The following is a 15,771-nucleotide window of genomic DNA, read 5'->3' on the forward strand; positions in this document are numbered from 1 at the left end:
AAATTGACAAACATGTCCTATAACACATTTTCCGCAGAAAAAAGAATCTCCAAGAGAGTGTTTTCTTAAGGCTAACACCTTAAAACAATTCTAAATCAAATAATTACACAATTCGATCTATTTACAACACAAGAGATTATTAATACCTTAATTACCAATCCGCTTAAACCAATATACCTGCTCTTTATCGTGAGAGGGGTTGAAAGTGTATGTTTCTTTTACAACTATTTCACTGTCTATAATGGCTACATTACCCGTTTTTGTGTCAACATTTTTTAACTGGTATACCCCGGAAGAAAGCTGCACAGGGGTATTTTCCAGGTTATTTCGAGAATAAATGATTGCTCCTATACCGGATTTTTCAAGTTTATAATAGTCAGGGGTCACCTTGGCATCCATCAACAAAGCATCTTTAAAAAATGATGCATCCTGTATTACCGGCAGTTGCGACAAGGAACCGCCGGCCATAAAAATGGCCCATGCCATTTCCGGGTATTTCTGGGAATAATAGGTAACTGCTTTCTGCGGATATTTTTCACGATACTCTTTCACGGCTTTATAGACATCCTCAAAAGTAATTTTACCGACTTTCATCTGTCTCGCAAACTGGCGCGGCGCCATATTTTTGCCCCCTTCCGGTGCATACAGATCCCCGTTATCTTTGTAATGCCAATACCTGATATCAATAATATCAACAACTTCCGATCTGACAGGGTCGTTCAATATTGCATCCTGCACATCTTTGGTCGTACTCAGGGCCACTATGGCATTTTTTTCCGTTTCCTGTTCCCAGGCGGCAATTTCGTCTATCCAAAACTGTACAAAATGGAGCGGACCGGTAAATTCCGCGCTTATCAACTGTATTACATTGGTATTGTCTGCGAAAGAATTAAGGCACTGACGGATGTATTCCCTATGCAACTCCTTTCTCACAGGATTATCGGTATCATAGAACATATCGGCAATAAATATTCGCTTATCTCCGGCGAACGGTACAGGTTCGGGAAATCCGGTAGAATTTATATTGTTCGCTGTCCGCCAGGGAGAATCCACCCAATGCGCGCCCGCTTCGAGTATATTATGCTGAAAATAATTTTCGTGGAATAACAGGATCCCTTTATCCGAAGCTTTGTCGGCAAACTCTTTAAGCCTCGACCAGTACCATTCATTCGGTTTCGATAAATCATATCTGGACAATCCGTCCCAGGCAGTTCCTGTTCCGCTTCTGGCGAAAGGTTGTTCGTAAAATGGTCCCCAGACGTCACCATCTTTCCTTCTTACCCGCTGATGATCGTCCCGTCTCCGATCATACCATAATCCGTAATTATGATCCAGAACCACCAGGTTATTCCCGGCCATAAAAGCTATCACAGAATCAATTCTGTCGGTCAATCCCCAGCCTTCTCTTCCCGGTACAAACCGGGTTATATGCGGTTTTGAATTTTGGATATTACCGGTCCTCAATTTTCCGCTCCACCAAGGCACATCCTGTTTTCCACCGGTCAACAGACGCTTATCCATACTGATCTTGCCATCTACAATTTCAATGGAACGTATAAACTGCTTGTTCTCAGAATTATCCGATTCATCCAACTCACTAACGGATAAAAGAGTACTGCTTCCGGCAGTATCCATACAGAGATTATCTTCAATCCACTTTTGCAAGGTCAGTCTGGGATTATATGCTTCCTGTGCCATTTCCATCGCCTGTTCGACCGTTGGACTACTTGTAGCGCTTGTATTTATCGGTAAGATTCTCGCTCTCTCATCGATATTTACATTCAATCGTTCTGATAATTGAGCGTAAAATATACTTCTCGGCCGCAAATGATTATTCGATCCGTACCATTCCCCATCACCCGAAAATTGGGCCCAACACCCGTATGCCCTGTTTTTATTCTCCGGATCGGGGGAATAACACTCTATTTCCGCTGCTGTAGACTGCCAAAACAGGCTATTGGCCGTACCCCACCCTGCTCCGTTTTTATGCTGTCCGAGATGCTTAAATACCAGGTTATTTCCGTCGATATCGACAATATCGAATAACAGACCGCACGCCCAACTATCTATTGCACCACTATATCCTTTTGAATCTTTTGTCGCGCATTGTACAAATGCATTGGGTCCGGGCGCACAATATCCTGCGGCAAAGTCATGGATACCCTCTTCGGAATAGCAACGCTGAAAAAGATTCAACTGACCCATGGTTAGGAATGTGTTTCTCCTCATCCCCCCTATTTCAGAAACAGGTTGCAAAGAGATACAGTCTTCCACGGTTATCCGTGAACCGGAGGGTTGAAGTATGACGGCGCTTCCTGCGAAATGCTTAAAAACGATCTTTCTTACCCAGCAATCCCGGGCATTTTCTATCGATATAGCCGTCCAGCAATGGTCTTCATCCTTTGGATAATTTTTATCGTATTCCGATTCAAGTTGTATATTTTCTATCCCGCTATTCGTTATCCGCCCCGGCCATTGATAAGTATATATTTCAGACGCTGCCTCTTTGGAGTCAAGTGTCATACTGAGCGGAGCATCTATTTCAATGGCACCATCATTTACTTCCCTAATATTTCGATCCCACATTATGTCTATATCGCCCGCCTTCCATCCCAAAGCGGTGATACCACCACCAAAATGATCGCATCCAAGTTTGGAAATCCATTCTGTGGAGGAGGGTCGGAATACCATTATCCCATCCCCTTTGTTTAGACCTGAAACCGTTTGCAGAACTACCACACGGGAATTTACCGGAATATACTCAGAAGAAATGGCAAATGTATCTATGTATTGTATGTCATTTTTACCTTCAATTCGGATAAAGGCATTACGGTCAGTCCCTGCTTTTCGCAGCACCGTCTCGTTTCTCCCGGTTCCTCTCAGCACAACACCCGACTGGGTGATCGTTAACGGTTCGTTAAGAGTAAAAACACCTCTATCCAGCAAAACAGCCCCTCTGAATCCATCGTCATTTAGCGGGAGACTCTCTACATACTTTATGGCCCGTTGGATTATTTGGGAGGCATCTCCGACTTGATGCGCCACAAAAACCGTATTGTCTATATAAGGAATATCTTCATTTGAATTTTTATACCCGCAATAAGAAAAATCCAGCACCCTATTCCCCAAATGGTCTTCGTTGTATATAATTTTACCTTCTTCTACGGCTAACGAGTAGTTTTGAGCAAAAAGCAGCGGTATTGTAAAGAAGAATGCTGCATAAAATACCATTATCCGAAAATTGAATTTTCGCAATACCATATACGATTATTTTATTTATAGACGAACAGGAGCCTATTTTGTAATCAAACTTTACTATACCTGTATTCATTCAGGTAATCACGGGGAGAAAGATTGTATTTTTTCTTGAAACATTTTCCGAAATAACCGGGATCTTTGAATCCGACAGCAAAAGCGATCTCTGATACCGACAGGTCTGTACTCTTGATTAACTCAACGGCTTTCCTTAGCCTGGTCTCTTTTACAAGATCCACAGGCGCCAGCCCTGTAATACTTTTCAGTTTCTTAAAAAAGGCGGATCGACTTATACTCAGACTCGAGGCAATGGTATCAATGTTGAAATCGCTGTTCTCCAAATTATCTTCAATTATCTGATTAATATCTCTCAGAAACTCCACATCCTTTTTGATAAGGTATTCCCCATAACTGTTGCTCGACGGCAATGCATTCTCGTCCATATTCCATAACTTTTCCCTGAAAATTTTCCGATCATTCAATAGTTGATCAATCCGGGCAATCAGATATTTTTTACTGAAGGGTTTGGTAATATAGGCATTTGCACCCGAATGCATGGACTTGATCTGGGTTTCATCGTCGTCTTTCGCGGTAAGAATAATTACGGGAATATGACTTATCTGAAAATCATCCCTGATATGCTTCAATAGTTCCAATCCACTGACGTTTGGCATCATTTGATCCGTGATAACAATATCGGGATAGTAGAGATGAACCTTCTTCAGTCCTTCCTCTCCATCATAAGCAACATGTACATTGAATGAGTCTTCCAACTGAAGTCTCAGGAAATCACACAACGATTTGTTATCTTCCACGATAAGGATATTCGGCAAATCGGATCTGTCATCCGTATATTCATTTTCGTTTGTCGTATCCGGAAATCCATTCGTTTGTAAAGCGAAATCTGTTTCAATGATGTCATTCATATAAAATTCCACTTCCGATTCTTTGAAATGCTCCTTTCCTAATGGCAACACCACAGTAAATGCAGATCCCTCATTCTGAATACTTTCTACTTCTATACGGCCATGATGCAGTGTAATGAGCTCTTTCGACAACGCCAATCCGATCCCTGTGCCCTGATAATAAGAGCTGTTTTGGGTAAAACGTTCGAATATTTCATCCAGTTTGTTTTTCGGAATACCAATACCATTATCCTCAATACGCACAAAACAGGTGTTGTTCTGTTCATCACAACCACCTGTAATCAAAACACTTCCACCGGAAGGAGTAAACTTAAACGCATTGGAAATAATATTGCGTATCACTGTCTCCAGTTTCTCCTTGTCTACCCATACCACAATATTATCACCCAATAAGTGATAATCATAGCTGATGTTTGTTTCCATGGAGAGCAGGGAAAATTCATTGTAAAACGATTCAATAAGTGTATTCAAACGAACTGGAGAAATATGCAGCCGCATTTTTTTATTTTGAATTTTACGGAAATCCAGGATTTGATTAACCAACCCCAACATATGATTGGTGTTTTTCTCCATAAGAGTTATATACTTAGCCCCCTTCTCTGAAAGGTTCTCGTTCTCTTTCAATTCCTGGATGGGCCCTTTGATCAAAGTGAGCGGAGTGCGCAGTTCATGCGATACGTTGGTGAAGAATTTTATTTTAAGTTCAGAGACTTTCTGTTCGATATAGACATCGTTCTTCATTTTAATCATCAGCGCTATAAATCTGAGCAAGAAATATAAAAAGAAGAGCAAAAGAATGATATAAATAACATATGCCCATGTTGATTTCCACCAGGGCGGAAGTATCCTTATCTGGAGCGTTCTTTCCGAGAATAGTGAAGGATTCGTTTCATCAACAGTATGTACTCTGAACAAATATCTTCCGGGCGGTACATTTGTATACGAGGCGATCCTGTTTTTGTCGGTAATATGCCATTCTTTCTCATATCCATCCAGAATATATTTATAACGCACATGATTTTGAGTATGATAGTTAAGCGCGGCAAATTCAATGGAGAACATGGATTGGTTATGCTTCAACTCCACTTCATCCAAATATTTAATCGATATGCTATCGGTACTCCACTCATCATAATTCCTATTTGAGACCTTCATGTCTATGATATAAGTGGGATAAGTCACGTGATAGTCACTTATATCTTCCGGCTTAAATTGCAGGATACCTTCTCTGCTCCCAAACCATATGGTACCGTCAACCAGTTTAAGAGCGCTTGTTTCTTCCATCGAAAAGTCGGCTAATCCGTCATATTTACCATAGTTACGAAAAGTTTTGGTGTGGGGATCAAAGCGGGAAATTCCTTTTTCCGTTGAAAGCCATAAATTGTTGTGGTCATCTTCCACTATCGACAAAATGACGTCGCTGTTAATTCCGTCTTTAATACCAAAAGATTCAAACAGAGGTTTCTTTTTCTCTTCGTCATACTTCACTAACCTATTTAATCCCACACCAAAGACACTTAGCCATAAGGTACCGTTTTTGTCTTTATACAGATTATAAATATCATTACTTATATTCAAATCATTTCTGTACGTTTCGAATGCAATATTTTTAGACAAGGTGAAATTTCCATCGAAGGACATCAATCCGTCACTTGTACCTACCCATATTCTACCGTTTTTGCCTTCTGTAATTGCCCGTACTTCCATATACTGCCCATATTCCGGATAGTTGGAAAAAGAATTGTATTTATGTTTAAACAAAATAAAACCCTGCTCCTCCTGCATCAGGTTCAAACCACCGCCAAAAGTGGCGACCCATATTCGCCCCTTACCGTCCTGATATGTATAATAGACATCATTACTACTGATAGAATTGGCAATATCCGCATCGTGCAGGTATCTTTTAAATTGATATCCGAGGGGATTCTTTTCATCCCGTATAGCACTTACAAGCCCTTTTCCCTTTGTTGAGAACCACAGCGTGCCTTGCCGGTCTTCCATAATGTGATACACATTCCCGATATTATAATTGGAAGAGGAAAAAGTATGCTTCAGCACACCATCACTACTAAAACAGAAAACTTCCGATAACCGGTTTCCTATCCATATATCGCCGTTTTTGGCTCGAAAGAGCATTTTCACCGGCATTATATCTCTTTCTGAAACAAGATCAGCTATGTTAAAAGCAGAGAAAGGATTGAACAGATTGAACTGTTTTTCCGGAAAACTAATTTTGAAAATTCCATTCTCATAAGAAGTAAGCCATAAAATACCGTTGTCATCAAATAACAGGTTGGAGGTCTTATTGCTTATATCGTCACCCTGATCAGAAATACCGTTCAATGGGGCACACTTCATGCTTTTTCTGTCAATCTGATAAACAGTTCCCGATGTTGCAAGGAAAAACATACCCAGTTCCTGTCCATCCTGCCAGTTCAGTGTTTCGTTTATTTGTTGCTGTCCGTGAAATTCAAAAATGTTTGTACTCTCATTTCCGGGATCAAATACGATGACACTATTGCTGTCCGTCACAAACCACATCATTCCACTATCGTCACGGAATGAGTCGACAATGTTTAATTTCGTAGGGATAAGCATTTTCGATTCATTGGTTTTCGGGTTCAGCCTGTATATCCCTTTATCTTTTACAGCTGCATACAGTATGGAGTCAACACCCGGAATTATATTCCGGATCTCTCCTACACCTGACAACGTCTTGTTTATATCAATATCTCCATCCGATAGGTATACGCAAATAATCTCTCCCGTCCTGTTCCCCAACCATAGTCTATCATCCTGCTCAAAAGCACACGTATAATAATAGCCGTCAGATAATGGGGAAAGTTTTTCCGAAATATACTTCACCGTTTTTTTCCTTAGTTCATCCCCCTTTTTACAGGATAAGATCGAAAAATCCATTCCTATCCAATTAATATAGTCGGCACTTTCATAGAGAATATTCTTTTTTAGTTTCGAATCTCCGGTTCTGTTATCCGACTTATACTGCAACAATATGTCAACAAAAATATCTTCGGAAGGTATGGCCAGCAAGAGATCTTTATCTTTGGTCAGCAAAAGGAAGTTCCCTTCTTCTGTTTCTGTCATCTTAATGATTTGTGTATTCACCGAGAACTCACTGGACAAGCGATTGAATATGGCATGGAATCGTTCCTTTTTCTTATCAAAGATATATAATTTATGATCGGTTGTTTTCAGCCACAGATTCCCGTATTTATCTTCAATGATATGCTGGATTTTGCGTGGCGGCACATCTGCCTGAAATTTATGGCTGCTGTTATAGGTTTTGAATTCTTTTCCATCGAAACTGCACAAACCATACCATGTGCCGATCCATAAAAACCCATCGGGGGATTTTAATATACAATTCACTGTTTCATGAGCCAATCCTTTTTCCGTAGAGTATTGCTCTATGATGATAGTATTATCGGTCCATGCAAAGAAAGCATAAAACAGACATAAAAAAAGAGATATAAATTTGAGTTTCATACTATTAAATTCCTTTCTCTTGCCGGTATGGTATATGCAACTTCAGTACGGTTTATTCCGACATATTTTTGATATACGGTAAATCGACAAGATTATCAAATCCATAAAATTGTTCGGCATTGGCCCGAAGGAATTGTCTCTTTTCTTCTTCGGTAAGCAAGTCCGATTTCAGCACAAAATCATACGACATACGGTATGTAATAGCTGTGACGGTGCGGGGATAATCAGATCCCCACATCAATTTTTCCATCCCCACCAACGAAGCGGCTTCTTTAATTGCCCGGACAGCTCCTTTGAAAGGATAGAACTCGTCATTGAACAACCAGGTAATGCCTCCCGATTCTATCATTACATTCTCGTGTCCGGCCAATTTAATTTGCCCGGTCCACTGAGGACGGGTAACCATTCCAAAATGGCCTATGGCAATCTTTAATCCGGGATATTCAGCGATTACTTCTTCCATCTCGGCAACCTGGGCCGCCCCGTCCGCGAGGTCAATCGACAGCAAAATACAATTTTTTTCCATCAATTCAAAAACCTGCATCATCTCATTGCATGTAAGATAGATTCTTTTGTCAGGCAATAAAAACCGGTTAGCAGGCAGTTTAATGGCCCTGAATCCCTGTCGGATCAATTGTACGGCATGCTGTAAATACCCCTCCTTACGGACATCGACCATGCCACAACAGAGAAACCGGTCAGGATATTTCTGTTGTACCTCCCAAAGATAATCATTTTGGAGCCCGTCGATATATTCCTGGGTAATCACCGCTGCCGACACCTGCGCATAATCCATATTCGACAAAAAGATTTCGGCCGTGTTTCGTCCGTCGGTGATAAACGGGGGTAGCATCTGGCGGATCTCACCCATAAAGAGTGATTTGCCATTATCCAGGGTCTGTATCCGCTGCCCGTTGACTTCGGTATCCTGCCGGAGCCATAGATGGGCATGGGCATCAATGATGGTATAATCCATACCAGTTAAAATTTAATAAATATTCTAAATACTTTTCCCGTATTCTCCGACCAGTATTCCAACGCTTCCTGTCCCTTTTCAGGGGGATAGATTGCGGTGACAAAGGTATCGGGTAGCTCGTTCCGCTTTACATATTCCATCACTGCCCGGAAATCTTCCGGCAGCGCATTGCGCGATCCCCTGATATCCAGTTCTTTTGCAACAAAATATTTGGTTTCGAAAGCAACTTCCGATTTGGCATAACCGATATATACCACCCTTCCGGTGAAGGCAACTTCGTCCACTGCCATGCGGTAAGTGGCCGGTGCTCCTACCGCTTCAATAACAACATCCGGACCCATATTCCGCGTAATTTCCATCAAACGGGAATGCAGGTCTTCCGTTGCCGAATTGATCTTGTATTGTGCTCCTAACTTTTCCGCCAGTTGTAACTTCTCATCATCCAGATCGACCACAATCACACGGGCTCCACGTAATACGGAGCGAATGACAGCACCTATGCCGATCATCCCGCAACCAATCACCATCACCATATCGAGATCCGTCACTTGCGCCCTTGAGACCGCATGAAATCCGACGCTCAGGGGTTCGATCAACGCAAGATCCCGGCCCGAGATAGCATCATCCGCGATCACCTTCTGCCACGGAACAACCATATATTCACTCATCGCCCCGTCGCGTTGCACACCTAACGTCTGATTAAACTGACAAGCGTTGACGCGTCCGTTGCGACACGACGGACATTTCCCACAACTGGTATAGGGATTCACCGTACAGGGCATCCCCTCCCTGATTGTATCGGGTACACCTGTGGTAGTCTTTTCCACCACGGCGCTGATCTCATGGCCGGGAATAACCGGCATCTTCACCATCGGGTTCCTGCCCAGGAAGGTGTTCAGATCGGATCCGCAGAAACCGACATGCTTTATTTTCAACAATACTTCACCATGCTGAGGTACCGGTTTCTCTTTCTCAACCAATGCGACCTGTTTACTATCTAAAATACTGAGAGATTTCATATTTATTTTTCACATTATCATTACTCGTCGGGATCATTCAATCGACTTACATACTCGTTTCACACGATTATTTTAATCATGTCGGTTCCATCTTATATTGTTCAACTGTTCAACCACGTATCACGGAAACGGGGTTTCAGAATTCTTCTTACATCTTCCAGCAATTCCTCATCCAATGGCTCGTTCGCCCATTCTATATTGTTGATCACAGAGGATGCCCGTGTAGTGCTGAATAAGGTAGTAACGATCCGCGGATTGGAAACCGAATACTGCACAGCCAGTTTTTCAATACTTTTCCCTTTGCTCCTGCAAAAATCAGCCGCTTTCTTACACAGGGTTTTTAACGGTTCCGGCGCAGGGTGCCAGTCGGGCGCTCCTCTTTCGGTAAGCAATCCCATTGAGAAGGGGGATGCATTGATCACGCCGATACCGTGTTGTTCAAAGAAATCCAGATAATCGACCAACGAATCATCATTCAGGGTGAAATGGCAAAACGACAGCACTGTCTCTACGGTACCAGGCGGAACATGCTCAATCACATAGACAAAATGGCGCAGTGTCAGGTTGGTGATCCCGACATGTTTTACAATCCCTTTGTCTCGCAACTCAACCAAAGCTGGAAGCGTCTCATTACATACAAGATCCAGATCGGCAAACTCAATATCATGGACATTGATCAGATCAATATAATCCACATTCAACCTTTCCATGCTTTCGTAGACGCTTTCCACAGCTCTTCCTGCCGAGTAATCCCAATAGTTATTACCGTCTTTACCGTATCGTCCCACTTTTGTAGAAAGATAGTAACTGTTTCTGGTAATATTTTTCAATGCCTTCCCCAGAATGATCTCTGCTTTCAGGTGTCCGTAATAGGGTGATACATCAATAAAATTGATCCCTTTTTCCACAGCAGTATGGACTGCTTCAATCCCTTCGTTTTCCTTCAGGGAATGAAAAACGCCTCCCAGTGAGGATGCACCGAAGCTTAAAGGAAAGACCTTCATTCCTGTTTTTCCAAGTTCTCTTTGTTCCATATCTTCCAATAGGCATAATATTGATTACGGAATAAGATAACAGACAACCAGACATCTAATATATCTTATTCGATATAAACTATAATAACAATTACTTTTTCTGATGCTTCTCACCAAAATCTGTCTGCTGCCGCTCCACTTCGTCCAACGCTTTTCTGATCTGCTCTTCACTCATCGGTTCTTCTACCGGTCGTTTTACATCGAAAAATCCGGGTCCTCCGGAATAGTCATCGTCCTCTTCCAGGTAATTCATTTCCCTCACAGGAGCGACACTCTCTATCTCAATTTCAGCGGGCGTGGGAGCATGTGCCCCTTCAAATAACACGCGTGCCTTGACGGTTATTTTACCAGGAGTTTTGGTCGACCGGATCAATACGGGCGCCGACCCGAACTCTACAGCCCGGGGGTTGGCGCCGATATGCGCGTCTCCGATAATGGTTCCCTCTCCCTCTACGGAAAAGAGGATATTCTCTTTGGCCAGCCTCTTCACATTGCCGTTGTCATCGGTCACTTCAGCCACTACCGTCACAAAATCGGAGCCGTCCGCAACCAGCGATGTTCCTTCATGATCGACATACAGCCTGAGTTTCGTGGAACGTCTCGACGGCATCTTTGTAGTAGTAGCTACCACTTTTCCATCGATAATCCCTTCTGCCACGAAACGGATCTTTTGCCAGTTTTTCTGTACGTAGGTATATTCTCTCATCTCCCAAAAGTCAAAAACATCCTTGAATACCACGGGAACATACGGAATTCCATTCACCCCGTTTTCCACTTTCTGTACGATCGTATCCGTTTCATAGACAATCAGGCGTACCGAATCGCAGTTACTGAATACCACCACGTCACTGCCGGAGAAAGGTGTGATCTCGTGGGCGATAAACACCATGGGCCCTGTCTCGGCTACCGGATGCGATATTTCCGGATCAACCTGACTTTTAAACAGCTGAAAGGCGTATTTCGGTTGACGGAAAGCATCGAAAATACCGCCGAAATAGGGATCGGGATGATAACCGCGCTGATGATCGAACGGATGCCAGTGCGCTCCACCGATAAACTGCCCTGTAGTGTTGAACATATCCCCATAGGATTGGGCCAGTGATAACGCCTGCACCAATTGAGGATGCTCACCCCAGCTTCTGGATGCCCTGTTATTGTTATTATGGGCATACCAGTCATCCACATTTTCGCCGAATTCACGGGTAAAGATACTCTGTTTTACCTTACCTTCATCGGTCGGCCAGCCATACACCAAATCATAATGATCCGCAATCCCTTCGGAATGAAGGTCACCCGCCGCTACCGGAGCACCCGGGTAAGGGTATTCCTCCTTCGTGATCTTCAATGCCTCTAACGAAAAATCAAGAGGGAAGCGGGTTTCGTTTAAGATCGGTTCCCAGACGAGCACCGAGGGGTGGTTCCTGTCACGGCGGATCATTTGCCGGTTGTTTTCCTGTGCCAAACGTCCGAATTCCGAATCTTTGTTCCAATACTGCCAGCCGGGAGTGGCTACGATCACAAAAAGCCCCAGTTCATCACAGGCATCCATAAAGGCGGGATCCTGCGGATAATGGGCCGCACGGATGATTTCGCATCCGGCATCACGCAGCTTTTTCGCGTCACGCCATTGTTGTGAGTTGGGTACTGCATTACCTACGTATGCAAAATCCTGATGGCGGTTCGCTCCGATGAGCTGACCGTAGGGTTTCCCGTTCAGATAGAACCCGTCTTTTCCCCGGAATTCCGCTTTCCTTATTCCGATACGTGTGGTACCACCGTCCAGCGGTGTATTCCCGTCCAACACCCTCGAATTGATCCGGTAGAGGTACGGACTACGGGGCGACCAAAGGTCCGGATTTTCCACGGTCATCTTTTGTTTCACGGCTTTGCTCTCTCCGGGGCCAAGCCGTACCTGCTTCCTGTCCGATCGCAACACATTGCCTTCGCTATCACAAAGTTCGGTCAACAGCACCACACTTCTGCTTCTGGTATCCCTGTTCCGGATATCGGTATCCACAAAAATATCGGCGCTTTTTTCACTGATATTGTCGTAGTGAACGAATACCCCTCCGCCTGCCACTTTGTTGGCCTCTACCGCATCGGTAATGGCGACTTTTGCTTTTGCCATCATCCACACATCCCGGTAAATTCCTCCGTGATAGGCGAAATCGAGCGTGTATTGCGGCTTTCCCGGTGGATACCCCTTGTCGTCGCTATTATCGGCAAATACCGCCACTAGGCAGGTATCCCCTGCCTGCACACCGGCATCGGTCAACGAAACCGTAAAGGGAAGGTATCCCCCGATATGTTCTTTTACTTTTCTGCCGTTGATATATACGATCGATTTCCCCATAACGGCTTCAAAATAAAGGGATACATCTCTGTTCGTTAGTGACTGGTCGACCACAAAATGTTTCCTGTACCAGGCAGGTCCCTGGTAATTGCGGTTGCCGCTCGCTTCAGCCGGCATCAGTTCAACGGTATGGGGAATAGAAACCACCCTCCATGAGGAGTCGTCCAACCGGGGAGATTCCCCGTTATCCACATCTCCCTTATGATATCGCCATCCGGGATTAAAATTATAGATGATCCGTCCGCTCTTTTCCAGGTCAAAAAAACCGGCTACGGATGTCTCCGGGTTATTGGCCAATATACCGGGTTGAATACCGAAGAAAAGGATCGCTATACATAGCAATGTCTGATTTTTTCTCATTACTTATCGTTTATTATTTATCATTTGTAGGATAACAGCAACTAAACAGGAGACATCCCAAATTTACATACGAAACTTCAGTCATTTATCATCTATCACCTATCATGTTTATTACGTCTTTCAACCTGTGGGAAGGCGAGACATTCAGCTTTCCCAGTTTTCCGTTCACAAGCTCAGCCTCAACAATTGTATTGCCGCTCAGATGCAGTTTAAAGTGGACGTTCCACTCTTTGGGCCATGCAGGGAACAGGTAGATTTTGTCGTCCACCGTCTGCACAAGCATTTCCTGTAATCCTATCATACCGCTCCCGCCCCAATTATGGTCGGGTGTCCAATCGAATCCGGGTCCCCAGAATGCGGGAAAACGAAAAGGGCCATCGGCCATCTTCAGCAATGTCAACCGCTTCGCTTCATCAGTGAGTCCCAGGCAAGCCGCAAAAATATTATCCTGCTTCCAGCCGACATGACTCCTGAACTTCAGCATATCGGGATCGTACAGGTAGGTATTGATCGCCAAATGGATATCTTTTTTCCCGATACCATACAGGCGCCAGGGAAAAACCGGGTACAACTGGGGGGACTCCACATTATTTACCCGCTCCCACAATCTTGCCGGGGCAATCAGTTCCCTGCCGTCCATTACACGGGTAGTGATAGGCGGAATACGGGATAACATACCCTCCCACTTTTCTTTGTCCACAGGGTGGTTGTCTAACGCCACCAGCCTCTCCAGCACAACCGTCAATGCCGCGACAGTGGGGGTCGCATTATATGCCATTTTATAGGTTTCACACGCCGTGCCGGGATATAAAACCAGATGACCGTTTTCATCCAACGATTTGGCACCTCTTCTCTTCGCAAGACGGGTATAATGTTCATCGAAAAAGGTGAGACAACTCTCTATAAACGGAATATACCGGGTGATGTCGCTGTTATTGTACGCGTTGGTCTCCAATATCATCAGGCAAAATTCCAGGACCGTATCCCATTGATACTCCAACCAGGCGTTGTACTCGATACCCTTGTCGAAATAGTCGGGCCTTTTCCATCCGTATTCACTTGGGTTGGGCAAACCGAAATTCTCCATCTGTTCGGTAAAACAGGCACCGTCATGTCCCCAGTAGCTCTGCGATCGGATTTCGGCATTTCTCAGGATACGCAGGTAAAAATCAAATTGCGCACCCATCATATCAAAATCCCCGCTTTTCAGCATTGGAAAATATACCAGGCGTTGGTTCTGCGCGGTGAAGGTGCCGCCGCCCCATTTCCTGTAATCGGGCGTAAAAGCCTGTGTTGAATCGACGAACACGGGATCGAATGTAAACAGCCCGCCATTGAATTTGGTCGGATAAGCACCATAGGCATTGCATCCCAGCATATAACGGAAGAGTTGATAGTTCCGTCCTGTTTTCCATGCTTCCGATCCTTTCCTGTCCTTATCTATAATGATATAACTCCTTTCCCAGTAATCCTGCCACCATTTCTGTGCAGTTTGTTTTGCCGACAGCACATCCGCCTGACGGGAAATCCGATCCAATGCTTTTTTCCAGTCGTCGATACCCTCTTCCTGCGCAGTATGCAAAGCCACACAGATACGATGTCCGGAAGCCGGTTTTTTACTTTTAAGCGACCAGAATTGATAGTCTGTATCCATATACGTTCCATACCCCGTGTGACTGTATTTCAGATTATCGCCCCATAATTTTCCGCCCGAGATCAGGTTTTCCAGCGGATTGAAAAATCTGTTTTTCACCGAGTCCAGTCCCTGCTGAGAAACAGTTACATCGAAAATGGTCGGTGAACTGTTCCTGTGATAAAAGCAGACGGCTTCTTTTTCGACTTCTATGATGTCACTCTTTGTGAATAACTTTTCAGGCAGCGCCCATTTATAGGAATTCTGGTTCCCCTCTCCTTTTCTCACCAAACGGTCCTTATATCGCCAGTTTTCGTAAAACACTTCGGTTTCAACCTTCTCTTTACTGTTTACTTCTACATGAATAATGGGATTATGTACATCCACCCATACCTCTATTGCCGTAGTGCCGCCCCTTATTATCACTTTACCGTCAGACAGATTGAGCGTTTGACTGAAATCGTTATCCCGGAAAGGATTGGGTGTCAACCTGAGACGAACGCGCCCGGATTTTAACAGGGTATTGTTCTCGTCGAACGAACCACTGCGCGAAATATAGAACAGGACATCATCCTTCTCCACCCACACATTCAGGCCGATATCCCCGCCCCCGCACGGCATCGACTCATGGGAGCCGGCGCTTTGTGAGGTCCATACAGGGTTATATATATCCATCCTGTTACCCGGTGGTTGCGAATAACAAAAAAC

At 44.1% G+C, this 15,771-nt stretch carries 7 protein-coding genes; all 7 read right to left on the bottom strand.

Going from position 1 to position 15,771, the window contains the following annotated elements; translation table 11 throughout:
- Positions 1-147: 147 nt before the first annotated feature.
- Positions 148-3,231 (bottom strand): DUF6298 domain-containing protein, encoded by a 3,084-nt coding sequence (locus tag PSM36_RS13130; protein WP_076932260.1) that lies wholly within the window; start codon positions 3,229-3,231, stop codon positions 148-150.
- A gap of 74 nt (positions 3,232-3,305) precedes the next feature.
- A complete protein-coding gene (locus PSM36_RS13135) occupies positions 3,306-7,688 on the bottom strand; it encodes a hybrid sensor histidine kinase/response regulator transcription factor (protein ID WP_076931313.1) in 4,383 nt (1,460 codons plus the stop codon).
- A gap of 52 nt (positions 7,689-7,740) precedes the next feature.
- Positions 7,741-8,664: an amidohydrolase family protein gene (locus PSM36_RS13140; RefSeq protein WP_076931314.1), complete on the bottom strand. Its 924-nt coding sequence runs from the start codon at positions 8,662-8,664 to the stop codon at positions 7,741-7,743.
- A gap of 5 nt (positions 8,665-8,669) precedes the next feature.
- Positions 8,670-9,683 carry a zinc-binding alcohol dehydrogenase family protein gene (locus PSM36_RS13145; protein ID WP_076931315.1) on the bottom strand — a complete coding sequence of 338 codons (1,014 nt, stop codon included), beginning with the start codon at positions 9,681-9,683 and terminating at the stop codon, positions 8,670-8,672.
- A gap of 101 nt (positions 9,684-9,784) precedes the next feature.
- Positions 9,785-10,717 (bottom strand): aldo/keto reductase, encoded by a 933-nt coding sequence (locus PSM36_RS13150; RefSeq protein ID WP_076932261.1) that lies wholly within the window; start codon positions 10,715-10,717, stop codon positions 9,785-9,787.
- Positions 10,718-10,808: 91 nt separating this feature from the next.
- Positions 10,809-13,430, bottom strand: a complete 2,622-nt coding sequence (locus PSM36_RS13155) for a glycoside hydrolase family 2 protein (RefSeq protein WP_076931316.1) — start codon at positions 13,428-13,430, stop codon at positions 10,809-10,811.
- 88 nt (positions 13,431-13,518) lie between these two features.
- Positions 13,519-15,738, bottom strand: coding sequence for a DUF5703 domain-containing protein (locus PSM36_RS13160; protein ID WP_221407937.1), 2,220 nt, complete (start codon positions 15,736-15,738; stop codon positions 13,519-13,521).
- Between the last annotated feature and the right edge of the window lie 33 nt (positions 15,739-15,771).

This window comes from Proteiniphilum saccharofermentans (genome assembly GCF_900095135.1).
GTDB classification, from domain to species: Bacteria; Bacteroidota; Bacteroidia; order Bacteroidales; family Dysgonomonadaceae; genus Proteiniphilum; species Proteiniphilum saccharofermentans.